Here is a 26,939-nt window from a genome sequence, read left to right on the forward strand (position 1 = left end):
GGTTAGGCTTAAAACCTGGAGCGTGCCTCCCGCAGGTTCCCACTGACCCACTCGATGACGGAGGTGACCCGCGTGGCGGGATTTGGATGGTTCTGGAAGGCCATGGGCTCAGGAACCGGGCGAAACCAAAAACGCAGCATCGCCATCGCCCAGGCGGCGCACGAACGAGCAGCAGACCTCGAGCAGCTTCCTGATCAGTCTGTGGCGCAGTGCGCCCGGGCGGCGACCGCTTCCGGCGCGCTGGACAACCCCACGGATTTCCTGGCTGCGTTGTCTGTGGCTGCCCAGCGCACGCTGGGGATGCGCCCGTTTGCGGTGCAGTCCCAGGCCGTGTTGCGCTTGGTGGAGGGCGACGTCATCCATATGGCTACCGGCGAGGGCAAGACCCTCGTGGGCGCCATGGCCGCGACTGGGTACGCGCTGATGGGCAAGCGAGTGCACACGGTCACAGTCAATGATTATTTGGCGGGCCGCGACGCCGAGTGGATGCGCCCATTGGTGGAGTTCTTTGGGCTGCGGGTGGGCGCGGTGACGGCGGCGTCATCACCCGAGCAACGCAGGCAGGCCTACGCCTGCGATGTGGTGTACGCGCCGGTCAATGAGATCGGCTTTGATGTGCTGCGCGATCGCCAGGCGACCAGCAGGTCCGCCCAGGTGCAGGCCCCCGCTCAGGTTGCGCTTGTCGACGAAGCGGACTCCGTGCTCGTCGACGAAGCACTCGTGCCCCTGGTGCTCGCGGGCAGCCGTCCGGGCACCGCGCCCACGGGACGGATCACGGGGATTGTGCGCGGATTGCGCGAAGGCAAGGACTTTAGCGTCGACGATGATCGCCGCAACGTCTTTCTCACCGAGCGCGGCGCCGGCGTCGTCGAGCGTGCGCTGGGCATTGATTCCCTCTACGGGCCGGAACACGTGGCCACCACCTTGGTGCAGGTCAACCTGGCACTTCACGCCCGCGCCCTGCTGTTGCGCGATGTCCATTACATTGTCCGCGACGGGGAGGTCAAGCTTGTCGACGCCGCCAAAGGCCGCGTCGCACAACTCCAGCGGTGGCCAGACGGCCTGCAGGCTGCGGTGGAGGCCAAGGAGGGACTCACCGTCACCGAGGGCGGGAGGATCCTGGATACCATCACGCTGCAGGCACTCGTCGGGCGCTATGACACCGTGTGTGGAATGACGGGCACCGCCGTGGAGGCCACCGACCAGCTGCGCCAGTTCTACGGCCTGCGCGTCTCTGAGATCGAGCGCAACGAACCGCTACGCCGATTCGATGAGGCCGACCGCATCTACGCCACCATGGAAGACAAGCTCGCGGCCATCGTCGACGAGGTAGAGGCCATTCACCTCACCGGCCAACCCGTCTTGCTGGGTACCCAGGACGTGGCAGAATCCGAGGAGCTCGCCGCGCGACTGCGCGACCGAGACATCCAGGTCAACGTCCTCAACGCGAAAAACGACGCCCAGGAGGCCGCCATCATCGCCGAAGCCGGCGACCGGGGACGGGTCACCGTGTCGACCCAGATGGCCGGACGCGGCACGGACATCCGGCTCGGCGGGGCGGATGAGGCCGACCATGACGCGGTCGCGGCAGCGGGAGGCCTCGCCGTGCTGGGGACCGCCCGGCACCGGACCGCGCGGCTGGACAACCAGCTGCGGGGGCGCGCCGGACGCCAGGGCGACCCAGGATTGAGCTTGTTCTTTGTCTCGCTCGAAGATGACGTGGTGGTGGCCGGCGGCTCGGGGGAGCGGATCACCGCCCACCCGGACGGCACCGGGCGGGTCACGGATAAATCCGTGCAGGACTTCGTGGAGCACTGCCAGCGCGTCACCGAAGGCCAGCTGCTGGAGATCCACGCCCAGACCTGGAAGTACAACAAGCTGCTCAGTGACCAGCGCGACATCATTGATGAGCGCCGCGACCGACTCCTTGATACCCCGCAGGCCTGGGAGGAGCTAGCGCAGGCCGCGCCACAGCGCGCCGAGGAGCTTGCCCAGCTACCCGCCGCGACGCGTGAGGATGCCGCCCGGACCATCATGTTGTTCCACCTCGACGATGAGTGGGCCGAGCACCTGGCGATCATGGATGACGTGCGCGAATCCATCCACTTGCGCGCGATCGCGCGGGAGACGCCGATCGATGAGTACCACCGCATCGCGGTGCGCGAGTTTAAGGACCTGGCCCAACGCGCCGTGGATAAGGCCGTGGAGACCTTCCAGCGCGTGCCCATCGACGAGTCGGGCGCACACCTGGAGGAAGTAGAGCTGTCTCGTCCCTCGGCGACGTGGACCTACATGGTCTCTGACAACCCGCTGTCCGGCGGTTCCTCACTCGCCCGCGGGATTGGCGATATCTTCCGTTAGGTCCCTGGCGTGCCTTAAACATGTCAGTTGCCGCTATGATGTGGCGTAGTGCTTATGGAGTGCTCGCAAGGGCCTCGGGCCGCTGTCACCCCGGTGTCGATTCCGCGGCGCCGTGGGCGCTGGTGTGCCAGGCTGAGAAGCAAGCGCGTGAAATGAAAGCAGAAAGGTAGGGCAATGAGCGATATCACCCAGGCGGAGACAACCTCGGTTTTCCGGGCGGAGCTGCTCAAGGAGATGGAGTCCGGAGCGAATGCCGCCCCGTCTACTGATGGGGCAGAAAACCTTCCCGGCGGAGCCGCCCTGCTGGTGGTCAAGCGCGGCCCGAATGCGGGCGCCCGATTCCTCCTCGACCAGGACACCACCACGGCTGGTCGGCATCCCGAATCAGACATCTTCCTTGATGACGTCACCGTTTCTCGCCGGCACGCGGAGTTCCGCAAGCACGGCGACGGCGACTATGAGGTCGTTGATGTGGGAAGCCTCAACGGCACCTACGTCAACCGGGAGCCCCGCAACTCTGAGGTGCTCACCTCCGGAGACGAGATCCAGATCGGCAAGTTCCGCCTGGTCTATCTCACGGCCGGCAAGTAGCCACCGGGGGCGCCGCCGCTCCGGCTTCACCTGGTTGGCGGGCGCCCCGCCGCGTTAGTCTTCCCCGTTTCCCATCCCCGCTTATGTGAAAGTGGCCTTCGATCTCCCGTGAACGCAGCACGTAAGTCCGCGGCAGTCCGCGCGAACGCGAATATTGGTGCGCGGCCCAAAAAGACGATGTCTATTGGCGTGGTCCTGGAACGCCTCCGTGAAGAGTTCCCAGACGTTACCGTCTCAAAGATCCGCTTCCTGGAGTCAGAGGGCCTAGTGACGCCGCAACGCACGGCGTCCGGGTACCGCCGCTTTACTGAAGAAGACGTTCAGCGGCTGCGCTATATCCTGGTGACCCAGCGCGATAACTATCTACCGCTCAAGGTCATCCGCGAGCAGCTAGAGGCCATGGATTCCGGGCAGGTGACGGCGATCCTGACGGCGGGAGACACCAAGACCTTGGTCTCTCCTGAAAACTTCCGCGCGCCGGCCGCAACGCGGCTTACGGATGCAGACGTTGCCACCCAAGCCGGCGTCGACCTGCCTGTTATCGCGGAGCTGGTCAAGGCCAAGCTCATCCACCCGGACGCGGCGGGCTTTTTTACGGCTGATGACGTAACGGTGGTCGCCACCGTAGAGGCGCTGCGTGGGTTCGGATTTGATCTGCGCCACGTGGGGCTGTTGCGAGGCGCTGCGCGCCGGCAGGCAGACCTCATCGCCCAGGTGGCGGCCCCGGTCGCCCGCTCGGGCATGGCCGGGGCGCGCCAGCGCGCTGAGGATACCGCTCAGCAGATGAGCGCACTGACCGTGTCCTTGCATGCGGCGCTGGTCAAGGCCGCATTGCGTGAAGATCTTGGCTGGTAAAAAAGGGGGTAAGGATCGGTGGCTAGCCGTGAAGTCCGGCTCCTAGGCATCCGCACCTTCGGGCCGGAGGAATTTTGTTGCGCGCTGCTGCACGTCGTGGGGCAGCGCCGGGTCATCCCGGTGTGGATGACCCCGAGCACCGCACGGAGCTTGGCACGGCGCACAGCCGGGGCGGGCCCGCGGCGGCCAGAGGCGCTGGAGCTGCTGGCAGAAACGATCGGGGAGAGTGCCCAGGGCATTGCGCGCATCAACGTGGGCAGTGCGCACCGCGGCGTCTTCTACACCGATATTGAGCTCGGCGACGGCACGCAGCTGGACGCCAAAATCTCCGACGGCCTGGCGTTGTCCGCCCTCGTGGGTACCCCTGTGACGGTTGCAGAAGAAGTCATAGCGGCAACAAGCGTGTATGTTCCGCGCGACGAAGAGCTGGAATTGCTTGGGGTGGAAATTCCGGAGGATTCTTCCGTCGCAGAGGCTGAGCAAGAAACTGCGTCAGCATCTGGCGACGCACAAGCAGATGCTGATTTTGAGGCACTCATGCGTGATATGGGCGTCTCGGAGACGGATTTGTGGGGTCAGGAGCCACCCACTGAAGGCGAGTAACTCTAAGGTTCAACTTTAACTTGAGAGTTTCGGCGTGTCGCATGCCCACGGCCACCGCGTGGTCTAGTGTGGGCAGCAACGGGCGCCTTGCGCGCCGCCATAAACGCCATTGGAGTAATTACGTGAGCAGCACCGATCGACCTGTGCAGGAATCCCTCTTTGACCTCGGCCCCGGCGATGAGGTGGGCTACCGCGTGCCCATCGCCTGCCAGGTAGCGGGCATTACGTACCGGCAGCTCGACTATTGGGCGCGCACCAACTTGGTCAAGCCCTCCATCCGGGCCGCCCGCGGCTCCGGCTCGCAGCGGCTGTATTCCTTCCGGGACATCTTGGTGCTCAAGATTGTCAAGCGCCTGCTGGATACGGGCATTTCCCTGCAGAACATCCGGCTGGCCGTAGACAGGCTGCGCGACCGGGGTGTTGATGACATCGCGGAGATCACGTTGGTGTCTGACGGTTCGACGGTCTACGAGTGCCGCTCCGCCGACGAGGTCATTGACCTGTTGGGCGGCGGCCAAGGCGTGTTCGGTATTGCCGTTCCGGGGATCGTGCGCGAGCTGTCCGGAACCATCGCCTCCTTCCCCTCGGAGCGCGTGGATAGCGCAGGGGAGGCACCGACGGTCATCGGTGTCGATGAGTTGGCCGCACGGCGCCGCTCGCGCAAGACCTCTTAACACTCCCGCTCTCCATAGCGTTAACGCCCCGCACATTGGCGGGGCGTTTTGTTGTGTCCAGACTAGGTGGGTCTTCTTCTGCGTCGAACCAGCGTTCCTTTAAGGGGCGGGGAGGAGGGCGCCCCTTGGAGAGGAACGCCGCTACTGCGCGCCGGCGGCGGTGCGTACCGCCTGGACGATCTGCGCGGGGTCAGCAACCTGGGTGAACGCATGAGCAGCGTTCTTGAGTCCCTCATCAACCGGGGCGGATCCCACGTGCACGACGGACAGCGACACCGCGTTGCCCGCAATGTCCTTGACCTGCTGAATGAACTCCGGATCCGGGGTGATGTCCTGCGCAGCCGTGCCGGAGGTCACCAGCACCACGCGGACCGGCTGGGCGGTCGCGGCTGCCTGATCGGCGCCGGCGCGGAGAGCCTCAAGCAGCGAGGTGCGCGTCATGGGCACGCCGCCGGTGCCAAACTGGTTGAGCACCTCCGGCAGGTCACTGCCCTGGGTAAATCCGAGGTTGGCGCGCCACGGGCGTACCACACCCGGGTTGAGCGGGGAGGAGTAGTTCCACAGGGACGACAGCTGGCCGCGCTCCTGCAGGGCGCCAGCGCTCTGGGCAATGGCGTCAGTGGCCTGGGGGAAGACGCCCGTAATCTGCTCGGAGGCGTCGAGGAGGAACAGGGTCTGCATGGTCTGGGCAGGCTGCGCAGGCGCCGGTGCTGCGGGGTCCTGGCCGTCCTTGCCCGGCTGTTCGGTGGCGGGTGCGGACGCATTCGCGTCATCGCCAGCAGGCTGCGGTGCCGGCTGCGCCTCCGGGGCGGGTGCCGGGACGCGGGGCAGGGCGGTCAACCCTAATGCTGCGTAGACGTGTTCCAACGCGCCGCGGGTTTCCGGGTTGAGCTCAGGAGCAGGGGTGGCCTTCTGCGCTACCTGTTCAACGGCGGCGACGGCGGCACGCACCTGATCCGGCTGGGCGCCGTTGTCATTGTGGGAGATCACCGGGATGGCTGCATAGGGCAGCACGGCCCCGGGGACGGGGGTAAAGGAGCGGCCCTCAGGAACAGCGGTGTCTACCGTGGCGATCATGGCATCCGGGTTGGCGGTGACAGCGGCGATGTCTGCGCCTTTGTCCCGGGACACAAGGGCCTCGGCGGCGGCGGGATCTCCGGTCAGCGCGGTGGCGGCGACCACGGCGACGTCGGGAGCCTGGGTGCTGGGGTAGAAGACGCGGTCAGCGGTCAAGGTGCCGGGGTCGGCGACGGGCTGCGCCGTGGACACGCCGACGGGCCGGGTGCCGAGTACCGCTGTGGGCGCCTCAACCTTGGCTAGGCCGTGGGAGTGGAGGAGGGCGTCGGTAGCCGGGGAGTCCACGCCGACAAAGAGGGCGGCTTGTTCAATGGAATCGACGACCTGTGGGGTGACGCAATGATCCTGGAAAGTCGGGTGAGTATCGGCGTAGGAGCTGATGAAGTCATGCGCGGCACCGGGTGTTTGTTCGGCGACCGGAATGATGAGTTCTCCCTGCGCGCAATCGCCGGCACCCGCGGCGGCATCCGAGTTGGAATCGCGGTCCTTGACCGCCAGATACACCAACGCGGCCACCACGGCGATGACGGCAATGACGGTGAGAATTATCGCTCCGATGAGTGCAGACCGATTACGATCGGTCCTGTGTTGAGCGGCCACTGGGGCGGTCCTCCCTTAGCTAGTCTGACTGTTAACTAGAAGTTTAGCGTCTTCGCAAGAGAAGACAATCTCTAACAGTAATTGTCTTATATCATTTCCGCGGGCGCTGAGCTCCCTTTGCCGGTGCACATAGGTTGCTTTACCTTCGGCAGTTTCAATGGGGACCACGCCCAGCCCCAGAGACGAGCAATCATAGGGGGAGGCCTCCATATCCAGGATGCGCGCATCCCACGCCAGGCCAAAGGCATCCAGCACCAACTCGCCGGGCACCGCCGGCGTCAATTTCAACGCCCATTTGACCAGGTCCATCGTGGCATGCAAACACCCTGATTGGTCACACGCCGCCTGGCTGGAGCGGGACAACTCGCACGCGTTGAGGGGGCGGGCCGCGGGGGTGAAAAACCGGAACGCGTCAAAGTGGGTGCACCGCAATTGGTGGTCTTCCACCACCGCGTTGGTGGCGTTGGCTCCCAGCCGCAGGGGAAGATCATGGCGGGGGACGCCCCGATAGACCATCGCCCATTCGTGCAGCCCAAAGCAGTCAAAGCGGGCCGGATTGGTGGCGGTAGCGTGCAACATCGTTGCGGCCTGGGCAATCACCTTTCCGCGCCGGCGCCGAAATTCAGCCACGTCTACGCCCACGGAGCCATCCGGGAAGCGGCGGTAGAACGGCCAATCCAGCTGGCGCGGGTGGTCCTGGCCCACGAGTCGCGCCCCCACACCCGGGTGCCAGCGGTGCAGGTGGGATGGCCGAATTGAATAATAATCAAAGAGGAAATCAAAGACGGGATGGCGCTGACCGGTGCGGCGCCGCTGTCGGTGCTCAGCGTCGAAGCTATCGGCGCGTGCGGTGTGGCGCTCTTCGCGGGCGCGGGCGGAGGGGGCGTCGATAAGCTCGATGGGACGGGGGCTACTCACTGGTGTCATGGGTCCAATCGTTGACCGTGCCTACGTATTCTTCGATGAGATCCTCCAGCGTGACCACGCCCACGAGCCGCCCGTGGTCGCGCACCTGGGCCATGTGCGCCGAACGAACGTGCAATGTGTGCAGCGCCTCGTCGAGGGTGGAGTCCGCCTCCACGGTGATTAGCGGGCGCAGCCGGTCGCGGGGGATAGCAGTATGCGGGTCGGTGGTCTCCAGGTCCGGCAGCACGTCCTTGATGTGGATGTAACCCAGGTAGGCGCCGTCGCTGCGCACCACGGGGAAGCGGGAAAAGCCGGTCTCCAGGACAAGGTCTTCCAGCGCGGCCAGGGTTGGACCGGTGGCGCCGTAGCGCAAGGTACGCACCTCATCGACGCCGATGGTCACCTCCCGCAGGCTGCGATTTTCCGAGCGCAACGCCTTATTCAGGCGGGCATGTTCCTCCGCGTCGAGGTAGCCTTCCGCGCGCGATTCGGCGATCATGCTGGCAAGCTGTTCCTGATCCACCGTGGAATCAAGCTCATCTTTTTGTTCGATGCCAAACATGCGCAAGGTGATGCGCGCGAGCCAGTTGAGAAACTCGATGATCGGCCGGGTGAGCCACACCCACCGGATCATCAGTGGTGCCAGCCACATTGCCAAAGACTCGGGGCCGGCGATGGCAATATTCTTGGGCACCATCTCGCCGACCAGAATATGCAAAAAGGTGATGATGGCCAGGGCGATGACAAAGGATAGCGGATGAATCAGCCCCGGCGAGATGCCCAATGCCGTAAACGGCCCCACCACAAAGTGGGCCACCGCCGGTTCAGCCACCTTGCCCAACAATAGCGAGCAAATAGTGATGCCAAACTGCGCTCCGGCCAGCATGATCGATAGGTGCTCGGTGGCGTGGAGCACCTCACGCGCCCGCGGGCGTCCCTGGGCAATCAAAGACTCGATGCGATCACGGCGCGAGGAAATAAAGGAAAACTCAGCGGCCACGAACAGCGCATTCGCGCCCAGCAGCGCGAGGATCAAAGCCACGGTGGTCAATACACTCACTGCTGGTACTCCTTCGCCTGCTCCTCGCTGATGGGGCTGAGCGCGACCTTGTCCACCCGGCGATCATCCATGAGGGTGACCTGGGCGAGCCAGCGGCCCGGGGGATCGGCCTGTAGGTCATCGAGCAGCCCGGCGCGCTGGCGGGGCAGCACCACGGTATCCCCGGCCGCGGGGATGCGCCCGAGCGTGGCCATGACCAGGCCTCCAAGCGTCTCATAGGGGCCGTCCGGGGCCTGATAGCCTAGCTCATCCGCGACGTCATCAAGTCGGGCAAGGCCGGTGACCAGCCAGGAGGTTCCCTGCTTGAGAAAGTCCTGCTCGGCGGCCTCGTCATCGTGTTCGTCGTAGACCTCGCCGAGGATTTCCTCCACCACGTCTTCGATGGTGACAATGCCGGCGGTGCCGCCATATTCGTCGGCAACGAGGACCAGCTGCGACCCGGCCGAACGCACCGCCTTGAGCACGGCATCGCCGTCCAGGGATTCCGGCACCGCGGGGATGGGAAGCGCCAAGTCCCCCAGTTGGAGGGTGCTGCGCTGCGCGCGGGGAACCCGGAACGCATCCTTGACGTGGACGACTCCGAGCGTTTCGTCCAAGTCCCCGTCCACGACGGGGAAGCGCGAATGGCCAGTCTCTATGGCCAGGGAGATGAGCTGGTCGACCGTGTCATCGGCCTGCAACACGTCGACCGTTGAGCGGGGAGTCATCAGTTCCTCGGCGGTGGTGTGCCCAAACTCCAGGGACGCCTCTAAGACTTCCGCCGTCGTGGCATCTAGCCCCCCGGATTCGACCGAATTGCGCACCAGAGATCCTAATTCCTGCGGCGAGCGCGCAGAGACCAGCTCATCGGCCGGCTCGATGCCCATTTTGCGCACCACCCAATTAGCCGTGAAGTTGAGAAAACGAATGAACCAGGAGAAGACAAGATTAAAAGCCTGCACCGGCCGGGTGACCGCGCGGGCGACGGGCAACGGCATGGTGATGGCGATGTTCTTGGGCACGAGCTCACCAAAAACCATGGACAGCACCGTCGCGATGATCAATGCCACAATCATCGAACCCGTCTCGGCGGCCGCCGGGCTGAGCCCACACGCCATCAACAGGGGGTTGACGTAGGTAGCCAGCAGCGGTTCGGCGAGGTACCCGGTGGCCAAGGTGGTAATGGTGATTCCCAGCTGCGCGCCGGAAAGCACGAAAGATAAGTGAGAAAAGGCCCGCGAAACGGCGCGGGCGGGGGCATCACCGCGCGCCCGTTCGTGGGCTTCAACGGTTGATTTTTCCAGCCCCGTGAGCGCAAATTCGATGGCCACAAACAGGCCGGTAGAAGCTGTGAGCAGGATAAAACCGGCTAGTGAGGCGATGGCTATAACAACGTCCATGGTGTCCGCACACAAACAAATGCGGGTGACAGTCCCTTCTTCGAGCCTATGGAACAAGTAGTCGTTGCACAGAGCTTACCCGCGCCCGCGGGTCCGGCGCGTCTTCCCGCGTGCCGACGCCCCACCCGTCGCCCGCGCGCGTCGCGTCCGCCCCCGTCCGCCAGCCGATGCACGGTTGCGTGTCGCGGCAGGCTTGCGGTCACCACCCTGCTTCTTTGCAGGCGGGGCGCCGAAGGGCGGCAGGGGCTGTCCCTGCGGTTCCCGCGCCCCAGTCAGCTGCGCGAGAACCGGGCTGGTGGGGGTGACGGCGACCTGCTTGGCGGTTACGCCGGCCTTGCGCAGCAGCGCAGCGACATCATCGACCTGGTCATCAGTAACCAGGGTGATCACCACTCCGGACTCCCCAGCGCGCGCGGTGCGCCCGGCGCGGTGGAGGTACGCCTTGTGCTCGGCCGGAGGATCGACGTGGACAACCAGGCTGACGTCGCCGACGTCGATGCCGCGCGCCGCAATGTCTGTGGCTACCAGGACCGGCACGGTCCCGTCCGAAAACCCGGCCAGGGCCCGCTCCCGGGCGCCCTGACCCTTATCCCCATGCAGGCCCGCGGCGTTGATCCCCAGGCGGCGAAGCTTCTTTACCTGACGGTCTACCCCGTGCTTGGTGCGGACGAACAGGATCGTGCGCCCGGAGCGTGCGGCGATGCGCGCCACCACCTCGGCGCGCTCGGGCTTGCCTGCCACCCGCAGCTGATAGTGCGTCATCGTCTCCACGCTCGCACCGACTGGCGCAGTAGAGTGCGTGACCGGGTTGTGCAGGTAGCGCGCAACGAGCTTGTCCACCTCCTTGTCCAGGGTGGCGGAAAAGAGCAGCCGCTGCCCGTCGCGCGGCGTCAGGTCGAGCAGCTTGCGCACCTGCGGCAAGAAGCCCATGTCTGCCATCTGGTCTGCTTCATCGACGGCAGTGATCTGGACATCGTCAAGAAAGAGCTTGCGCTGATTGATCAGATCCTGGGCGCGTCCCGGGGTGGCCACCAGCACGTCGACCGTGCGGGCCAAGGCGGTGATGTGGCGCTTGATGTTGACGCCCCCGACGACGTCGAGCACGCGCAGCCCCACCGCGGCGGCGGGCCTTTCCAGGCGCTGCTTCGTCTGCGAGGCCAGCTCGCGGGTTGGGGCCAGAATGAGGCCGCGCGGGTGCGCGGGGCGCGACGGCGCCCCGGCAAGACGGGCGAGCATGGGTAGCCCAAAGGTAAAGGTCTTGCCGGAACCCGTGGGCCCGCGGCCAAGGACGTCACGTCCTGCGAGGGCATCCGGGATGGCCGCGGCCTGGATAGGGAAGGGCTCAGTGATGTGCGCGTGCGTGAGCTCGCGCACAAGGGCGTCCGGTAGGCCGAGGTCGGCGAAAGTAGTCATCCGCGCCAGTCTAGGCGACCTGGCCGGACGCTCGAGACACTAGGCCTCTACTTCGCTGCGGTCCCCAGACCACAGCGTGTGGAAGGCGCCTTCGCGGTCCACGCGCTGATAGGTGTGGGCGCCAAAGAAGTCACGCTGGCCCTGGATGAGGGCAGCAGGCAGCCGGTCGGAGCGCAGCGAGTCGTAGTAGGACAGCGAGGAAGCGAAGACCGGGATGGGCAGGCCCAGCTGCGTGGCGGCAATGACCACGCGGCGCCAGGAGTCAACGGAGCCGCCGATCTCATCCTTGAAGTAGGGATCAAGCAGCAGCGACTCGACCTCGGGGTTGGTGTTGTAGGCATCCACAATGCGGTTGAGGAACTGGGCGCGGATGATGCAGCCGCCGCGCCAGATGGTCGCCAGATCGCGGGGATCGACGTCCCAACCGTTTTCTGCGGACCCCGCCTTGATCTCGTCGAAGCCCTGCGCGTAGGCCACGAGCTTGGAGGCGTAGAGGGCGCGGCGGACATCCTCAACGAAGGAGTCCTTATCCGTGCCCAGGGCGGCGAAGTCGAGCAGCTGGCCCGATGGCAGGGCGGCGGCGGCGCGGCGCTGGTCGAGGGCGCCGGACAGGGCGCGAGCGAACACGGCCTCGCCGATGCCGGTGGTGGCAATGCCCAAGTCGAGCGCGGCCTTGACCGTCCAGCGACCGGTACCCTTCTGTCCTGCCGCATCCACGATGACGTCGATAAGCGGCTTGCCCGTGGCGGCGTCTTCCTGACTGAGCACCTCCGCCGTGATCTCAATGAGGTAGGAGTCCAGGTCGCCCTTGTTCCACGTGCGGAAGATCTCTGCGATCTCCTTCGGCTCCAGGCCGGCGCCGTGGCGCAGCAGGTGGTAGGCCTCGCCGATGACCTGCATGTCTGCGTACTCGATGCCGTTGTGGACCATCTTGACAAAGTGGCCGGCACCATCGGGACCGATGTGGGTGCAGCAGGCGGTGCCGTCGACGTGCGCGGAGATATCCTCCAGCAGAGGGCCGAGGGACTTGTAGGACTCGGCGGTACCACCGGGCATGATGGACGGGCCGTTGAGAGCGCCTTCCTCGCCACCCGAGATGCCGGTTCCCACGAAGTGCAGGCCGCGGGCGGAGATCTCCTTTTCCCGACGGATCGTGTCCGTGTACAGCGCGTTGCCGCCGTCGACGATGATGTCGCCTTCCTCCATGGCGTCAGCCAGCTGGGAGATGACGGCATCCGTGGCGGGGCCAGCTTGGACCATGATGATGGCCCGGCGCGGGCGCTCCAGCGAGGCGACGAAGTCCTCGATGGTCTCGGAGGCGATGAACTCGCCTTCGGTGCCGTGCTCATTGATGAAGTCGTGGGTCTTGGCGGCGGTGCGGTTGTACACGGCGACGGTGTGGCCGTGGTGGGCGAAGTTGCGTGCCAGGTTGGAGCCCATGACTGCCAAGCCGACGACGCCGATATGTGCCAAAGAGTTCGGGTTGCTCATAGGTGTTAGGTTACAGCGCGGCCTCCCTGGGGTCTCGCGACACCCCGGGAAACGTACTACCTTTAACTAAATGTGAGAAACCTCACACCAATCTTGCTCCGTCGCCCGCACCTGTGGTGGCATACATGCATGAGTTCACTGGACATCCCCGCCACCAACACCACGCTGCGCGAGCTCATCGTCGCCGCATCCCACAACCAACTCGACGACGCCCAACTAGAACAATTCAACGTGGCACTCGGCGGCCTAGAAACCACCCTCAACCTGCGCTACACCGCCGTGGGCCCGGACCGCACAGCCGCACAATTAGCCGTGGCGCCCCGGCATTTGCAGCTCGCCGGACTCGTGCACGGGGGAGTCTTCGCCGCAATCGCAGAATCCGTGGGATCCCTGGCCAGCATCGTCAAAGCCGGTGCTGACCGCGCAGCGGCAGCCGCGGTTGCTGCCTCCACGCCCGGCGGGCAGGGCGCACAGGGCGCGCAACAGGCAGGGCGCCGCGCCCAGATCCCGCCAGCCGTCGTGGGGGTAGACAACAACACCTGCTTCTTGCGAGCCGTCCGCGGCGGCACCATTGAAGCCACCACCAGCTGCATCCAAGCCGGGCGGACCACCCATGTCTGGGAGGTCTCCATGCACAATGAGGGGCAGCTCGCCGCTATCACCCGGTTGCGCACCATGGTGTTTTAGCCTGCGGGCCGCCGGCCTGCGTGAGGCTGCGCCGGCGTGCGGGGCGCCAGCCTGCACCGGCGTGCACCGGCGGGTGCCCCCTGCCGGAACCATCATCAGGCGTGGCTACCAGTCAGATGTAGTGGCGCCGGTGACACACCCAGTAGATGATGGTGACGGACAGGACCATCAGTCCGATGGCCGCCGGGTAACCAAACATCCAGTGCAACTCGGGCATCTCGTCGAAGTTCATCCCATAAATTCCGGCGATGAGCGTGGGCACCGTGATCATTCCCACCAGCACCGAAAGCCGCCTCATATCCTGGTTTTGTTGCAGGGTAATCTTTGCCACCGCCGCGTCAACCAGAGCGGTCAGCCGCTCATCAAAAGAGGTGATCTGCTCGCGGGCGATTGCGGTGTTATCCAGCACGTCGCGGAAATGCGCGGATAGTTGGGCAGGGAGTTGGGGCTCGAGCCGGGTGGTCAGGGCCGTCAGCGCGGAAACCAGGGGAGCGACGGAATGGCGCATTTCTAGGATCTCGCGTTTGAGCATGTAGATCTGTTCGATCTGGAAATCGGAGTCTGGGGTAAAGACTTCTTCTTCAATCTCGTCGACCTCTCGCTCAAGCAGGTCTGCGATGCGCCCATATTCTTCCACGAGGTGGTCGGCGGCGCTCCACGCCAAAGCCAGCGGGCCGGTGTCCTCCAATTCCAGGTCCCGGTCCATGTGTTCCAGCAGGCCGGGGACGTCTGCCCCGTGGCGCACGGTGATGATGAAATGCGAGCCGATGAGCATCTGGAGCTCGCCGGTTTCAATGATTTCGCGCGCATCCTTGACCGCGTCTGCATCCCGGTAGGTTACCGAGCGCACGACGATAAAGAGCTGGTCGCCGTAGCGTTCCACCTTGGGGCGCTGGTGGGCGCTGACCGCATCCTCGGCGACGAGTTCATCAATGTCGAACTTCAACGCCACCCGGGCCATTTGGGTGTCGTTGGGCTCGCGCAGCGCCAGCCACACAAAACCCCCATGCGCGCGTACCTCTTCGATGGCTTGTTCAACGGTGTGTTCGCCGGGGAGGCGGGTGCCGTCGCGGAATATCCGACAGTGCTCGATAGCGCGCTCGACGGGAATGCGCAGGCGTGATTCGCGGTGCGCGCTGTCGCCGGAGGACGAGTTGCGCGGGCGGGGAAAAGTTGGTGACACGTCAGTCCACTATAGACTTGGGGGCCATGGTTACTTGGAAAGAAATAGTGGACAACAACCCGCAGCATTCCCACAACTACGCGCAACGGTGGCGCATGTTTGCGGCTCAGGGCCGCGACATCGTGGGAGAAGCACGGCTTGTCGACGCCCTCGCCCCCCGGAATGCACGCATCCTCGACGCCGGATGCGGTACCGGCAGAATTGGCGGGTGGCTCGCCGAGCGCGGGCACACCGTCGTGGGCACGGACATTGATCCGTTCCTCATCGAGGTGGCCCGTCACGATTACCCGGATGCGCGATGGGAGGTCGGGGATTTGGGCCACGACCCCATCCCGGAGGGCAATTTTGACGTTGTTGTCAGCGCCGGCAACGTCATGGGGTTTATTGATCCGCGTGACCGGCGCGCCGTGCTTGCCGCTCTTGCCGGCGCCACCGCGCCCCAAGGCCGCGTGGTCATTGGATTCGGCGCGGGTCGGGGATGGGATTTTGCTGACTTCTTAGCCACCGCGCAGGACGTTGGCCTGCACGTTGACGCTCGCTTTGAGTCCTGGGACCTGCGCCCGTGGGGCGAGGAGTCCCAGTTCCTCGTTGCCTTGATGTCTGTCTAGGCGCCGGTGGCAACCTTGTAGATGATCGAGAGGATCGCAATGGATCCGGCGATGATGACAAACAGGTTGGACCATTGCTTGCGGTAGGGCCGCAGCGCCGGAACCTTGTAGATGGCCACCATTGGCATGAGGTACAGCAGCGCCGCGATGACCGGGCCGGACAGCGTTTCAATCATGTCGAGGATGCCGGGGTTGAGAATGCCGGCAATCCAGGCGCAGACAAACATGAACAGGTAGACCCACAGCTGCAGCTTGCGCTCGTTGACCGAGCGCACCCCCGCGGCGTGCAGCGCCCCACGCGCGATTGAGGCAGCACCTTCAGAGGCGCCCAGGACGTGCCCGAAGTAGGAGGACACGATCGCGGCGATGGCGATGGCAGGCGCGAAGTAGGACAAGACCGGGCTGTCAAAGACATTGGCCAAGTGGGAGAGCACCGGGACGTTTTCCGCGCGGGCATCCTGCAGACCTTCAGTGCCCAGGGCCAGGGAGCAGGACCAGACAAAGAACATGGTGAACACGGTGAGCATGATCGCCGTCGCAGCCAAGACCACGGATGCCCGCTTTGCCGCGTTGTCGCCGTGGGCGCGCTGCATGGCCAGGGAGAACTGGGAAATCGCGGGGGAGTGGTTGAACGCAAACACCAACACGGGAACGGTCAAACAGATTGCTCCGGCAATGGCCCACACGCCCGCCGAGGGAGACCCGGAGAAGGCGGAGAAGTCCCAGCGCGGGATGAGGTAGATGGAGATGCCCGCCAGCAGCACGATGAGCGGGTAGACCAGAGCCTGGGTGACGGCCAGCATGAGCTTCTCGCCGAAAACGAGGACCAGGGTCATCACACCGATGAGCACGCCGGACAACAGGACACGGTTGACGTGTGGCCCGTTGAACTGGTGCACGATGAGGCTATCGACGGTGTTGGTGATGGAGACCCCGTAGATCAGCACGATGGGGAAGATCGCCATGAAGTACAGGAAGGTCACAGCCCAGCCGGCGACGTCGCCGAAGTAATCGCGGGCGACCAGGGTGATGTCTTCGCCTTTGCGGGGAGACACGCACACCATGCGCGCCATGGCGCGGTGGGCGAAGTAGGTCATGGGGCCAATGAGGATGGTGGCTACCAGAAGGGGCCACAGGCCCTTGCCTCCCGCGTTCATGGGGAGGAAGAGGATGCCGGCACCCACAGCGGTACCGAACAGTGAGATTGCCCAGCTGGCGTCGACGCCGCGGGCAGGGGTGTCAGTGGTGACATCTGCCGGGGTGGTGGCAGGAGAGGTCGTGGACATGGATGGTCCTTGCTATAGAAGCTTGTCGGTGCAACTAATTGTGTGTCGCCGACACGGTAGCCACCCACGTCCACGGTGCAACGTGCGTTACTCAGGCTCAAGGAGGTCTCGCCTTCACGTGAAGAGCGACACCTCCGCAAGGTTAATAGACAGTCAACCCTCTCGCACGGAAAATCTGCCTACACTGCTCCACCTGTTCGGGCGGGGGCGGGGAGACGTCTTCCAATGTGTAGTGCATCCCCAGTTCGCGCCATTTGTCGGCGCCCATGTTGTGGAAGGGGAGTACCTCAACTCTGTCGACAGTGCCCTTCCATCTGGCCACGATGTCAGCCGCGGCCTCGATGTTGGACACCTCGTCGGTCAGGCCCGGAACCAGCACGTAGCGCACCCAGGTGTGCTTGCCGGCTTGATGCAGCCTGTCTCCAAAGTCGATGGTGGGCTGCAGGGGGCGTCCGGTGACCGCTTGATAGGTCTCCGAGTTTCCGGACTTCACGTCCAGCAGCACCAGGTCAATGTTGTCTAGGTCCTCGTCGGTGAGTCGTGAACCGAGGAAGCCCGAGGTGTCGATGCAGGTATGAATGCCCGCATCATGCACGGCCCGCAGCAGGCGGCGCGTGAAAGCGATCTGGAAGAGAGGCTCCCCGCCGGAGACGGTCAACCCGCCCCCGGAGGCGCTGAAGACGGTGCGGTAGCGCTTGATCTTGGAAACGATCTCATCGATCTGCTCCAAGGTCCCCGTCTTCATCTCCATTGTGTCGGGGTTATGGCAGTACTGACACCGCAACGGACACCCGGACAGGAACAACGTCATGCGCGTTCCAGGTCCATCCACAGCGGTGACAATCTCCCACGAGTGAACGAGGGCGATGTCGCCTCTGCGGCGCGCCTCCATGAGCTCAGGGCGCGACAACTCATCGGCAAGATCCTCGCCTGAGTTGATCCCCTGGGCCACGCCACGGACTTTTTGTCCGATCTCTGGGGCGAGCGTGACCACGCCACTGATGCCGTCAGCCATTGTGCCTGATCTCTCCTAGCTGTTGTGGTGGAACGTACGGGAAATGACGTCGAGCTGCTGTTCCTTGGTCAGCTTGACAAAGTTGACGGCGTAGCCGGAGACACGCACCGTCAGGTTGGGGTACTTCTCCGGGTGCGACATGGCGTCCTTGAGGGTGGACTCATCGAGCACGTTGATGTTGGCGTGGTACAGACCAGCGGTCTGCTCGTTGGCGCAACGGTTGGCCTTCATGGTCTCAAGGCGCTGATCAAAAGTTTGGGTAGACATTTCTGCTCCTTTTCGCAGGATGTAGGGGAGAGGGGGTTAGCTTTCGGAGTGCTCCATGATGAAGCCGGCGTCAAGGATGCCGACCAGGTTGTTGACCTGCTCGTTCTTGTCGCGCCCCAGTCCCGAGGGGGTGATGGTGTTGGTGAGCGAGATTCCGTCGAGGGCATCGTTGTAGTCCAACTTGCCCACGGACAGCATCGACGCGACCATGCCGTGGTTGTCTGCGCCGTTTTCCGGGTTGGCACCCGGGGCGAACGGCGTGCCCGCCTCGTGTCCGGAGGGGAACGCGCCGGTGGCCTTGCCGTAGACCACGTTCGAGGTGATGGTCAGGACCGACTGGGTGGGGATGGCATCCCGGTACAGGGGGATTTCCTTGATCTTGGACATCACGGTGTGGACGACGGTGGCCGCAATATCATCAGCGCGGTCATCATCGTTGCCGTAGATCGGGAAGTCACCCTCGGTGATGTAGTCGGTGACCAGGCCGGATTCATCGCGCACCGGGGTGACCTTGGCGTATTTGATGGCAGCCAGGGAGTCGGCGACGATGGACAGGCCGGCGATGCCGCAGCCCATGGTGCGCACGATGTCAGAGTCGTGCAGCGCCATCTCGATGGACTCGTAGGCGTAGCGGTCGTGGCAGTAGTGGATGATGTTGAGGGCCTCAACGTAGGTGCCAACCACCCAGTCGAGCATCTCTTCGTACTTCTGCCAGACCTCGTCGAAGTCCAGGGGGCCGTCGCCGGAGATCGGGCTGAACAGTCCGTCCTCGGTGACCTGCTTGCCGGTGACCTCGTCGCGCCCGCCGTTGATGGCGTAGAGCAGTGCCTTGGCGGCGTTGACGCGGGCGCCGAAGAACTGCATCTGCTTGCCCACGCGCATCGGGGACACGCAGCAGGCGATGGCGGCGTCGTCGCCCCACTGGTCGCGGATCTGCTTGTCAGACTCGTACTGAATCGCAGACGTCTCAATGGAGATGGCGGCGCAGAACTCCTTGTAGCCTTCCGGAAGCTTGGGATCCCAGAAGATGGTGATGTTCGGCTCCGGGGCGGGGCCCAGGTTGCGCAGAGTCTGCAGCAACCGGAAGGAGGTCTTGGTCACCTGCGAGCGGCCGTCCTCGGCGAAGCCGGCGTCGGACCAGGTTGCCCAGTAGGGGTCACCGGAGAAGATCTGGTCATAGTCGATGGTGCGCAGGAAGCGCACGATGCGCAGCTTGATCACCAGGGCGTCGATGATCTCCTGGGCATCTTCCTCGGTGATCAGGCCGGCGGCCAGGTCACGCTCAAAGTAGATGTCAAAGAAGGCGGACAGTCGGCCGATGGACATGGCGGCGCCGTCCTGGGACTTCACCGCGCCGAGGTAGGCGAAGTAGGTCCACTGCACGGCTTCCTTAGCGTTGGTCGCCGGGCCGGAGATGTCAAAGCCGTAGGACGAGGCCATGGCCTTGAGCTTCTTCAGGGCCTTGATCTGCTCGGAGTGCTCCTCGCGGTAGCGAGCCCAGTGCTCCGAGAAGTGCTCGGTGGCCACGCGATCCTTGGCTTCGGTCTTGTCCTCGATGAGGCGGTCCACGCCGTAGAGCGCGACGCGACGGTAATCGCCGATGATGCGGCCGCGGCCGTAGGCGTCCGGCAGGCCGGTGATGATGTGCGAGGAACGCGCGGCGCGGATGCGGGGGGTGTAGATATCGAAGACGGCGTCGTTATGCGTCTTGCGGTACCGGGTGAAGATCTTCTCCACCTCGGGGTTGACTTCCTTGCCCGCCTCGCCGATGGCGGTCTTGACCATGCGCCAGCCGCCATTGGGCATCATCGCGCGCTTGAGGGGGACGTCCGTCTGCAGGCCGACGACGACGTCATCGTCCTCGCTGATGTAGCCAGCCGGGAAGGCATCGACATCAGCGGGGGTATCGGTGTCTACGTCATAGACTCGGCGCTCACGCTCGACGGACAGGTACTTGTCCTCAAGGTGCTCCCAGATGCGGGTGGTCTTGTCCGTGGGGCCAGCCAGGAACGACGCGTCGCCCTCGTAAGGGGTGTAGTTCTTCTGGATGAAGTCACGGACATTGATGGAATCTTGCCAGTCGCCGGGCTCGAAGGAGTCCCAGGCTGCCCGGGAAGGCGATTGTGCGGTGGTTGTCACAGGCACTCGTCCTTTTTACGAAAGTTGAAACGGATGTAATCTGCGGCCCATCGCTGCTCACACATTCTCAGCCACAGTCGTGCCGGATTCGCCGGATTCAACGCCGTGATGGCGGTGGCGAAGCGGGCGGCTATTTTTCAAGCAATGCGCCGTACATGACCCAGTATAGAGAAAAGGTTTCCGTGTCACGAAATTTCCTCGCTGTGAACTTCGGCACTCCCACCGCCGTGAGCCATCTCACTCCTGCCGGGAAGCCTGATCAAAAAACTCAAGCTCGAAGCGCCAGGCCCGCAAAAACTCCTTAGCCGCCCGGGCGCGCACCTCAGGCGACGCAGCCGCAAGGGCGCCCTCTACGTAGGCAATGGCACGCCCCACCTCCGCGTGGAAATCCGCATCCTCATAGGCAGCAATCCACGGCGAATAGGGGTTTTCCAGTACCCCGTCACTGGCCTTCTTACTGGTGCTGGCTGCGGCGGCTGGGCGTGAGTGCTGCCGCGTCAGCTGGGCCATGCGGTGACCAACTTCGGCGTACAACCAGAAGCACGGCAACACGGCGGCTGCTCCAACCACGGCGTCATCACTGAGCACGCGGGACTGCAAGAAGCTGACGTACGCCAAGGTCACCGGGCTAGGCTCCGTGGTCTTCCCGCTCGCCGGAGAGGTTTCCAGCCAGGCATCGTGGAGCTGGCGGCGCTCCTCAATACACCCCAGTGCGGCCTGGGCCCACCACTCGACATCCTCAGGCGCACTCGCACGCACCGCCAATCCGGCCAACGCACGGGCGTACCCCTCCAGGTAGACGGCATCCTGGGAGAGGTAGAAGTCAAACTGCTGGCGCGGCACGCGCCCGGAGGCCAGGCCCTGAATGAAGTCCAGCTGCCACGTCGCGTCCGTGATCGGGCGCGCAGCCTGCCACAGGGCGTTTGTCCAGGGCCCGGCCGCGGCGACGGCGGTGGGGGTGGCAGTGGAATCGTCCGCAAGTGTGGCCTGGGCTGTGGCGGCAAGATCATCAGGGTGCTGCCATTCAGTGCCCACCGCCGCCGGCTCTGGCCAGGGTGTGGTGTCGGCCGCACGCAGGAGGCGGCGGGAGCGATGCGTGTGGTCAATAGGCCCATTGCCGTGGCCGATGTGCAGCTCATCTGCATGCGCGATAGCCTCGTTGATCCAGGTGGTTGCCCACTGCAGGGCCGCAGGGGCAGCCTCTCCGGAGGCCAGCCGGGTGGCAAGGGCAGAAGACAGTGAGCATCCCGTCCCGTGGGTATGACGGGTGGCAATCCGCGGGCTCTCCACGATGCTCACTGCGCCATCAGGGGCGACGACAGCATTGCGTGCCGACGCCCCCGTCAAGTGCCCACCTTTGACGATGATCACCGTGTCAAGGCTATGGGCTAGATCCTTCGCGTCACCCAGGGCGTGCTCCCAGCCCTGCGGGCCCCGGTATACGGCCGGGTCCGGCACCTGGGCCAAGACCGCCAGTTCAGGAAGATTCGGGGTGATGACGTCCGCGCGCGAGCACAATTCGCGCAGGGCGTCCTGGGCGGCGGCGTCGAGAAGCGAATCCCCGCTGGTGGCCACCATGACCGGATCAACCACGAGCACGGGCGGGCGATGCTGCTGAAGATACTCGTCGACCGTGCGCGTAATCTCGGCGGTGCCCAGCATGCCGATCTTGACGGCATCGATGCGCACGTCATCCCAGACGGCATCGAGCTGTGCGCGCAGGAAATCCACCGGAGGCGTGTGAATGGAACGCACCCCCTGAGTGTTTTGCGCAACCAGAGCGGTGACAACGCTGAAGGGAAAACCACCGGCCTCACAGATAGCTTTGATATCTGCCTGGATTCCAGCACCCCCGGTGGGGTCTGTGCCGGCGATGCTTAAGACGGTGGGAAGGTAATGCGGGGGCCGATTCACGGTAGGCCTTTCCGCGAAGGGGCTTCGAGCGTGAGCCTGCGGCAAGCCCATGCCCGCATCGGGCACCGGCCCTTGAGCAGGCACAGCGGCGACAATTCCCTTCGCTAGTGCGAGCTAGATCAGGTTCGACGGGTGTGGTCTCAGCGCGCCGGTGCACCTGGGCTTGCCAGGAAGGCGCGCACCCCGTTGTCGTACGGGCCCCACGCTAGCAAACAGCAATCACCCCCGGTCGGGCTATGCGCCCAATCCGGGGGTGATACGTCCCACAATGACCGGTGGGGGGGGGGCAGCTACTTGCTGGCCTTCTCGGCCTTCTTCTCCTTCGAGGCCTCTGCGCCGGCCTCTGCGGCAGCCTTCGCGCCGGTCTCAGTGTCACCGTCAGCCTCGCCCAGCTTGTTCAAGCCGTTGCGGCCGTGGAGCTGCTGGCGAGTAGTGGCAAGGTTCCAGCGCTTGCGCGACAACGCGTTGAGCCCCCACGCCACGGCCGCGACCAGCCGGTTGCGGAAGCCAACCAGGTACATGACGTGGACCACCAGCCACAGCACCCAGCCGATGAATCCGGTGACCTCGACCTTGCCCAGCTTGACCACCGCGGAGAAGCGGGAGATCGTGGCCATTGAGCCCTTGTCAAAGTACTCGAAAGGCTCCCGCGCGGCGGCGGAATCCTCGGGCTGATCGACCTCCTTGGCAATGGTCTCAGCCACGTACTGGCCGGACTGGATGGCCACCTGAGCCACGCCCGGCAGCTTGTTCAGGTTGATCATGTCCCCGACGACGAAGACATTGCGGAAGTCCCCGACGCTCAAGTCCGGGTTGACCGGAACGCGGCCGGCGCGGTCGACCTCCAGGCCGGCCTGCTCGGCAACCAGCTTGCCCAGGGGGGAAGCCGCCACACCTGCGGACCACACCTTGGTGTAGGACTCGATGGTGTGCTCCTTGTCGCCCGCCTTGTAGGTCACCGAGGACTCATCCACGTTGGTGACCATGGCGCCGAGCTTGACGGTCACGCCGAGCTTTTCCAGCTGGCGCTGCGCCTTGCGGCCCAGGCGCTTGCCAAAGGGCGGCAGGACCTGCGGAGCGCCGTCCAACAGGATGATCTTGGTTGCGCTGGTGTTGAAGTTGCGGAACTCGCCCGCCAGGGTGCGGTGCGCCATTTCTGCCAGCTGGCCTGCCAGCTCAACGCCGGTGGGGCCGGCGCCCACGACGACGAAGGTCAGCAGGCGTTCGCGCTCCCGCGGGTCATCGGTCAGCTCTGCGCGCTCAAACGCGCCAACAATGCGGGCGCGGATTTCCAAGGCGTCATCGATGGACTTCATGCCGGGAGCGAACTCGGCGAAGTGATCGTTGCCAAAGTAGGACTGGCCTGCGCCAGCGGCGACGATCAGGGAGTCATATTCGTAGACGCGCTCATACTCATCCAGGTGGGTTGTCACGGTCTGGGCCTTGATATCAATATCCGTGACCTCGGCCTTGACCACGCTGGCGTTGTCCTGGTTGGCCAGGATCTGGCGGGTCGAGGGGGCGATCTCGCCGGAGGACAGGATGCCGGTGGCTACCTGGTAGAGCAGCGGCTGGAAGAGGTGGTGGTTGCCGCGGTCGATGAGCGTGACATCAACGTCGGCATCCTTCAGTTCCTGCGTGGCGAACAGCCCGCCGAACCCGGAGCCAATGACAACAACATGGTGGCGTCCGCCGACGGGCCGATAGGGTTGCGTAGTCATAAAAAAATCGATCTCCTCTTCGTAGGGACTGTTAGAGAGCTCCGCGGTGGGCCCAAAAGAGCTGTGAGGGCCGCATTTCGCTGAATCCTACGCCCGTTGCCTGGAGCGGGAAAACGGGAAGCAGGAGCCGGAAAAAATGTGGTCTGCGTCAACGATAATAGTCCGCACATTGCGATAGTGCACAGGTCAACTCCAGCAAGGTGAGGATGGCCGTGTCTACGCGGCGTATGAGCTCACACGCGGTAGCCTGGGATCCTGGTTTATCGCACGGATCAAGGAGCCCGCTCAACTCACCATGACAGACCATCACCTTCGCGATATAGACCATCAATCTTGGCCGCGCATTGCCACGGTTCCCCGCACGTGGCCAGTGAGCATGGCCGCCCGCGGTACTGAGGCAGGGTTCGCCCACGCCTGTGCTAAGGCCGGCATAGAGCTGGATCCGCGTTCCCGCCCGGACCTGGTGGTCCTTCATGCCGCAACCTTTCACCGCGTCGCCGCTGATGGGTGGCTCGGGCTCGCGGAGGCATACATGGCGGGGGAGTGGACGGCACCAGATCTTGCTGACGTCCTCGCCCGCCTGCTCAGCGTCAACTATCACCCCCGCGGCGTGCACCGTTTTCCCGGGCGAATCGCCGGCCCTCCAGATCAGCCGGATATTCGGCGCTGCCTCAACGAGTTGTCCTCGCCGATCGGGCTGGCTACCAGCGGTGCAGTCTTCGAGTCGGGAGTGCCTACGACGCTGCGGCGGGGCGTCGATAAGCGTTCTGCGGCGAGTGCGACCGGCCGCTATGTGGATCGCACCGTCGTCGCGCCCCCAGTAGCCGTCGAGCGCGCCGATCTGCCTGCCGCCCAGCTCAACGGCCTGCGCACGCTTGCCGACGCCGCCGGGCTCGCCCCAGGTGACCAAGCTGCTGTCCTGCCGGAGCTCGACATCGCGCTGGCTGCCGAACTCGCCGATCGGGGAGTGCACGTCAACGGGTGGGTCCGAAATCTTCAGGAAAGAAACAGGCTGCGCGCCGAGCTAGCCGTCACCGGCACCGATCTTGACGCCATCTCCGTGGGGGTAGACCCAGACCTGCTGGCCGGACAACTTCACCTCTCACGCGGCGCTTACCAGGCGATTGTCAGCCTCGAGGCCCTAGAAAACCTCAGCCGCCCGCATCGCACCCAGTTGGGCCGGCTCCTCGGCCACGGTGTCGCCCCCGGGGGTGCGGCGGCAATCCAGACCACCGTTGCAGGACCAGCATGGTCTCGATCCGCTCGCGCCGCGACGGCCGCGCTGCGCGCGTACCTGTGGCCCCACCTGACCTACCGCAGCCTCGCCGCCACGCAGGCAGAACTCGAAGCAACAACCGCCATGCCCATGACCGCCGAACGGCTACTCGGGGATCATGCCGTGACTGCCCTGCGAATGCAGCGCGAGTACTTTTCCGGCCATTCCCGCGAAGCCGCCGCGGCCGGCGTGGACGTTGTGTGCCGGCGACTCTGGCGCTTCCAGCTCGCTCTCAAAGAAGCACTCGGCGCCCAACAGATGACCACCACCGTCCAGCTCACCTTCACCCAGCGGGTGCGCCGCGGACGCTAAGGCAGGGGCTAGCGGCTACCGCTAGATAGCCGTCAAATCGTGGTCAGAGGACTCCCGCATGACCATGATGGCGATCAGAGAAACCACTGAGACCACCAACAGATACCAGCCCACCGAGCTCACCCCAAAGCTGGCAGCCAACGCCGTAGCAATGAACGGCGCAACCGCGGCACCCAGGATCGACGCAACGTTATAGGCAATACCCGAACCGGTGTAGCGGACATTGGTGGGGAACATCTCCGGCAGCACCGCAGACATCGGGCCGAAGATCAGGCCCATCAGCGCCATACCCACGGTCAAGAACGCCAGCACCGAGTTCTCCGTGGCCACCGCCGGGGACAAGAAGAAGGTAAAGGTCAAGGAGAACACGATGATGCCCGCGGTCGTCCACGCCAGCGTGGGCTTGCGGCCAAAGCGATCCGCCAGCCAGCCGGACACCGGGATACCAATGATGAAGGCGAAGATAGAAATCAGCTGCAAGTGCAGGAAGTCCACGTAGGGGATACCCAGCCCGACGCCCTTCTCCCGCGAACCGATACCAAAGGAAAGAATCCACGTAGTCACCAGGTAAAACAGCGTGTAGCAGCCGACCATGACAAACGTGCCACAGATCAGCGGACGCCACGCGGTGACAAAGACCTCCTTGAGCGGGGACTTCACGCGCTTGCCCTGATCGACAGCTTGCTGGAAGACGGGGGTCTCATCCAGGCGCAGCCGAACGTAGAGACCAATGGCCACCATCACCGCAGACGCCAGGAAGGGGATACGCCAACCCCAGGCCATGAACTGGCTATTGATGTCCCCGCCCTGGTGGTTAAACACCGTCACCAAGATCAAAAACAGCCCGTTGGCCAGCAGGAAGCCAAAGGGGGCGCCCAGCTGCGGCCACATGGCCGCGCGCGCACGCTTACCGTCTTCCGCCGTCTCCGTGGCCAGCAGCGCCGCGCCGGACCATTCGCCGCCCAGACCTAAGCCCTGGCCAAAGCGCATGAGTGCCAGCAGTGCCGGGGCCCACAGCCCGATGGTGTCATAGGTGGGCAGGCAGCCGATGATGAAGGTGGAAATGCCCATGGTCAATAGCGCCACCACCAACGACGCCTTGCGTCCGATGACGTCACCAAAGTGCCCGAAGACGATGGATCCCAGCGGGCGGGCAACGAATGCCAGGCCGAACGTAGCAAAAGAGGACAGCAACGCCATCGTGGGGTTGTCGCTCTTGGGGAAGAACAGGTGGGGGAAGACCGCCACGGCTGCCGTGGCATAGACATAGAAGTCGTAGAACTCGATGGTTGTGCCCACCGTGGAGGCAGTAATGACCCGGGCGCGCTGGCGCTTGGTGATCTGCGGGGGTGCTCCCAGATCCTGGGAAGCGACTGTGTTGACTGTCTGGGTCATGGCATGGAACCTCTCCAAACTCGGTAAAGCCGGTGAACATGATGTGAAGTGTTAGGAGAACACAGTAGTATCCCACTAAGTGGACCGCAAGTCCCATTGAGTGGAATTTTGAGAGGTTTTCTCTAC

Annotated in this window: 20 protein-coding genes, 2 pseudogenes and 1 riboswitch; of the genes and pseudogenes, 8 read left to right on the forward strand and 14 right to left on the reverse strand. The window is 64.3% G+C overall.

Features of this window, described 5'->3' with window-relative positions:
* Nucleotides 1-72 precede the first annotated feature (72 nt).
* The 5 genes from secA2 to LH390_RS05600 all read left to right on the forward strand — a co-directional run bounded on the left by secA2 (nucleotide 73) and on the right by LH390_RS05600 (nucleotide 5,084).
* Nucleotides 73-2,361, forward strand: coding sequence for an accessory Sec system translocase SecA2 (gene secA2 / locus LH390_RS05580; protein WP_227282237.1), 2,289 nt, complete (start codon nucleotides 73-75; stop codon nucleotides 2,359-2,361).
* 174 nt (nucleotides 2,362-2,535) lie between these two features.
* Nucleotides 2,536-2,952 carry an oxoglutarate dehydrogenase inhibitor Odhl gene (gene odhI / locus LH390_RS05585; RefSeq protein WP_227282236.1) on the forward strand — a complete coding sequence of 139 codons (417 nt, stop codon included), beginning with the start codon at nucleotides 2,536-2,538 and terminating at the stop codon, nucleotides 2,950-2,952.
* A gap of 108 nt (nucleotides 2,953-3,060) precedes the next feature.
* Nucleotides 3,061-3,807, forward strand: a complete 747-nt coding sequence (ftsR, locus tag LH390_RS05590) for a transcriptional regulator FtsR (protein ID WP_399524696.1) — start codon at nucleotides 3,061-3,063, stop codon at nucleotides 3,805-3,807.
* Nucleotides 3,808-3,825: 18 nt separating this feature from the next.
* Complete coding sequence (locus tag LH390_RS05595; protein WP_227324404.1) at nucleotides 3,826-4,410, forward strand: bifunctional nuclease family protein; 585 nt, start codon at nucleotides 3,826-3,828, stop codon at nucleotides 4,408-4,410.
* Between the two features lie 122 nt (nucleotides 4,411-4,532).
* Complete coding sequence (locus tag LH390_RS05600) at nucleotides 4,533-5,084, forward strand: MerR family transcriptional regulator (RefSeq protein WP_269961618.1); 552 nt, start codon at nucleotides 4,533-4,535, stop codon at nucleotides 5,082-5,084.
* Nucleotides 5,085-5,225: 141 nt separating this feature from the next.
* Here LH390_RS05600 and LH390_RS05605 read toward each other — a convergent pair whose 3' ends face one another.
* From LH390_RS05605 to gndA, 6 genes are all read right to left on the reverse strand, one after another.
* Entirely contained in the window at nucleotides 5,226-6,761 is a 1,536-nt protein-coding gene (locus LH390_RS05605) for a vWA domain-containing protein (RefSeq protein WP_227337399.1), read from the reverse strand.
* A gap of 15 nt (nucleotides 6,762-6,776) precedes the next feature.
* A complete protein-coding gene (locus LH390_RS05610; RefSeq protein WP_227282232.1) occupies nucleotides 6,777-7,688 on the reverse strand; it encodes a 3-methyladenine DNA glycosylase in 912 nt (303 codons plus the stop codon).
* Nucleotides 7,672-8,727, reverse strand: coding sequence for a hemolysin family protein (locus tag LH390_RS05615; RefSeq protein WP_227282231.1), 1,056 nt, complete (start codon nucleotides 8,725-8,727; stop codon nucleotides 7,672-7,674). The genes LH390_RS05610 and LH390_RS05615 overlap by 17 nt, the downstream gene beginning before the upstream one ends.
* Nucleotides 8,724-10,106, reverse strand: a complete 1,383-nt coding sequence (locus tag LH390_RS05620) for a hemolysin family protein (RefSeq protein ID WP_227282230.1) — start codon at nucleotides 10,104-10,106, stop codon at nucleotides 8,724-8,726. Before LH390_RS05620 ends, LH390_RS05615 begins: the two co-directional genes overlap by 4 nt.
* Nucleotides 10,107-10,181: 75 nt before the next feature.
* Complete coding sequence (locus LH390_RS05625) at nucleotides 10,182-11,519, reverse strand: DEAD/DEAH box helicase (RefSeq protein WP_227282229.1); 1,338 nt, start codon at nucleotides 11,517-11,519, stop codon at nucleotides 10,182-10,184.
* 39 nt (nucleotides 11,520-11,558) lie between these two features.
* On the reverse strand, nucleotides 11,559-13,010 hold the full coding sequence (gene gndA, locus LH390_RS05630; RefSeq protein ID WP_227282228.1) for an NADP-dependent phosphogluconate dehydrogenase: 1,452 nt from the start codon (nucleotides 13,008-13,010) through the stop codon (nucleotides 11,559-11,561).
* A 129-nt stretch (nucleotides 13,011-13,139) separates the two neighbouring features.
* On the opposite strand from gndA, the gene LH390_RS05635 reads away from it, so the two are divergent.
* On the forward strand, nucleotides 13,140-13,697 hold the full coding sequence (locus tag LH390_RS05635; protein ID WP_227337400.1) for a PaaI family thioesterase: 558 nt from the start codon (nucleotides 13,140-13,142) through the stop codon (nucleotides 13,695-13,697).
* 112 nt (nucleotides 13,698-13,809) lie between these two features.
* Here the strand turns inward: LH390_RS05635 and LH390_RS05640 are convergent, their stop codons facing one another.
* Entirely contained in the window at nucleotides 13,810-14,880 is a 1,071-nt protein-coding gene (locus tag LH390_RS05640) for a magnesium and cobalt transport protein CorA (protein ID WP_227282226.1), read from the reverse strand.
* Nucleotides 14,881-14,906: 26 nt separating this feature from the next.
* On the opposite strand from LH390_RS05640, the gene LH390_RS05645 reads away from it, so the two are divergent.
* Nucleotides 14,907-15,488: a class I SAM-dependent methyltransferase gene (locus LH390_RS05645; protein ID WP_227282225.1), complete on the forward strand. Its 582-nt coding sequence runs from the start codon at nucleotides 14,907-14,909 to the stop codon at nucleotides 15,486-15,488.
* Here the strand turns inward: LH390_RS05645 and LH390_RS05650 are convergent.
* The 6 genes and pseudogenes from LH390_RS05650 to LH390_RS05675 form a co-directional block, all read right to left on the reverse strand.
* The gene (locus LH390_RS05650; RefSeq protein ID WP_227282224.1) at nucleotides 15,485-16,774 is read right to left on the reverse strand and encodes an SLC5/6 family protein; all 1,290 of its coding nucleotides are present in this window, start codon (nucleotides 16,772-16,774) and stop codon (nucleotides 15,485-15,487) included. The genes LH390_RS05645 and LH390_RS05650 overlap by 4 nt on opposite strands.
* A gap of 142 nt (nucleotides 16,775-16,916) precedes the next feature.
* Entirely contained in the window at nucleotides 16,917-17,789 is an 873-nt protein-coding gene (gene pflA / locus LH390_RS05655; RefSeq protein WP_227282223.1) for a pyruvate formate-lyase-activating protein, read from the reverse strand.
* 15 nt (nucleotides 17,790-17,804) lie between these two features.
* Nucleotides 17,805-18,368 (reverse strand): annotated as a pseudogene (gene grcA2 / locus LH390_RS11675) (autonomous glycyl radical cofactor GrcA2).
* A pseudogene (locus LH390_RS05665) lies at nucleotides 18,369-20,201 on the reverse strand (pyruvate formate lyase family protein); the annotation flags it as partial. It lies immediately after the preceding pseudogene.
* 231 nt (nucleotides 20,202-20,432) lie between these two features.
* Nucleotides 20,433-22,109, reverse strand: coding sequence for a bifunctional hydroxymethylpyrimidine kinase/phosphomethylpyrimidine kinase (locus LH390_RS05670; RefSeq protein ID WP_227337401.1), 1,677 nt, complete (start codon nucleotides 22,107-22,109; stop codon nucleotides 20,433-20,435).
* Nucleotides 22,110-22,187: 78 nt separating this feature from the next.
* A riboswitch (TPP riboswitch) is annotated at nucleotides 22,188-22,305 on the reverse strand.
* Nucleotides 22,306-22,399: 94 nt separating this feature from the next.
* Nucleotides 22,400-23,830, reverse strand: coding sequence for an NAD(P)/FAD-dependent oxidoreductase (locus LH390_RS05675; protein WP_227282221.1), 1,431 nt, complete (start codon nucleotides 23,828-23,830; stop codon nucleotides 22,400-22,402).
* A 376-nt stretch (nucleotides 23,831-24,206) separates the two neighbouring features.
* Here LH390_RS05675 and LH390_RS05680 point away from each other — a divergent pair, with 376 nt between their 5' ends.
* Entirely contained in the window at nucleotides 24,207-25,418 is a 1,212-nt protein-coding gene (locus LH390_RS05680) for an SAM-dependent methyltransferase (RefSeq protein WP_227282220.1), read from the forward strand.
* 21 nt (nucleotides 25,419-25,439) lie between these two features.
* Here the strand turns inward: LH390_RS05680 and LH390_RS05685 are convergent, their stop codons facing one another.
* Nucleotides 25,440-26,813 (reverse strand): MFS transporter, encoded by a 1,374-nt coding sequence (locus LH390_RS05685; RefSeq protein WP_227282219.1) that lies wholly within the window; start codon nucleotides 26,811-26,813, stop codon nucleotides 25,440-25,442.
* Nucleotides 26,814-26,939: the final 126 nt, after the last annotated feature.

This window comes from Corynebacterium uberis (assembly GCF_020616335.1).
GTDB lineage: Bacteria > Actinomycetota > Actinomycetes > Mycobacteriales > Mycobacteriaceae > Corynebacterium > Corynebacterium uberis.